The organism is Polynucleobacter sp. 35-46-11, from assembly GCF_002281105.1.
Window position 1 is genome coordinate 1 of record NZ_NCFJ01000698.1, and the last position, 1,125, is coordinate 1,125.

At 45.2% G+C, this 1,125-nt stretch carries 2 protein-coding genes; both read right to left on the bottom strand.

Annotated features, from left to right (window positions below; genetic code table 11):
* Positions 1-507: DmsC/YnfH family molybdoenzyme membrane anchor subunit (locus B7Y67_RS18910; protein ID WP_293599950.1), on the bottom strand; the 507-nt coding region annotated here is incomplete at its 3' end.
* On the bottom strand, positions 507-1,125 hold a 619-nt coding region (locus B7Y67_RS18915; protein WP_293599951.1), incomplete at its 5' end, for a 4Fe-4S dicluster domain-containing protein. The genes B7Y67_RS18910 and B7Y67_RS18915, both read right to left, overlap by 1 nt.

Consider the following 1,125-nt stretch of genomic DNA (forward strand, 5'->3'; position numbering starts at 1 on the left):
TGGTCCAAACCAGATCAAAAGTAAGATGGATAAGAGCATCCAGCCTGATGCAAGACCAAGAATAATGAAATTCACAATCGTGGAGAAGTGAGCCCACTCTTGAATAAAACGAATGCATTGGTAGATTTTGGCAGTGCATAGCCAAAGTACAAAAGATGCTGCAATCAGAGAAACCCAAATCCATGAATTATTTTCTCCAAGATACGCAGAAAATAGAGCAAGGCAGGTGATGCCAATGAAAATTGGCAGAATAATCACTTCGCGAGACAGCCATGAAGTGCGCCACATTAATACAGCGCGCCAGGCTCTTTCTGGGTGACCTAAGTGAAACATCGAGGCGATTAAGCCTGTAATCAACAAGACTAGGGCAGTTGGTATGGCGAGCTTGACTAAGAAATCATTAGGCAAGCCATCATTTCCTATATTGAGGATGCCAATAAAAACCAGTAAGCCCTGGGCCATACCCGCAAGGGTAGTAAAGAAAATAAGTGAAAAATTCGGATGCATTAGATTTCTGCCTTAACTGCATTAATGATTTCGGTAATAGAGCGTGGTAAATAGTGATTTGCAGGCTGAGTTTCCCACTCAGGCATGAGCTTGTAGCCTGAGCGATTTTCAATTGCTTTGCTTGCTTCTGATTCTGGATCGTGGATATCTCCAAAAATACGTGCGCTGGTAGGGCAGGCGAGAACGCAAGCAGGTTTCTTCTCGCTTTCTGGCAAAGTTTCGCTGTATATCCGATCGACGCACAAAGTACATTTGGTCATTACTTGACGTTCTTCGTCGAGTTCACGTGCGCCGTATGGACAGGCCCAAGCGCAATACTTACAGCCAATACATTTATCGTAGTCTACCAGTACGATGCCATCTTCGGCGCGTTTATAGCTTGCCCCTGTAGGGCATACCGGTACGCAAGGCGGCTCTTCGCAATGCAAGCATGACTTAGGAAAGTGCACGGTTTCCATTTTAGGAAAGCTACCAGATTCATATGTTTGCACCCGATTGAAAAAAGCCCCATTTGGATTTGCGCCATAGGGGTTTAGATCAGTGAGTGGACCCGCCGATCCTGATGTATTCCATTCTTTGCAGGACGTTACGCAGGCATGACAACCTACACATACGTTT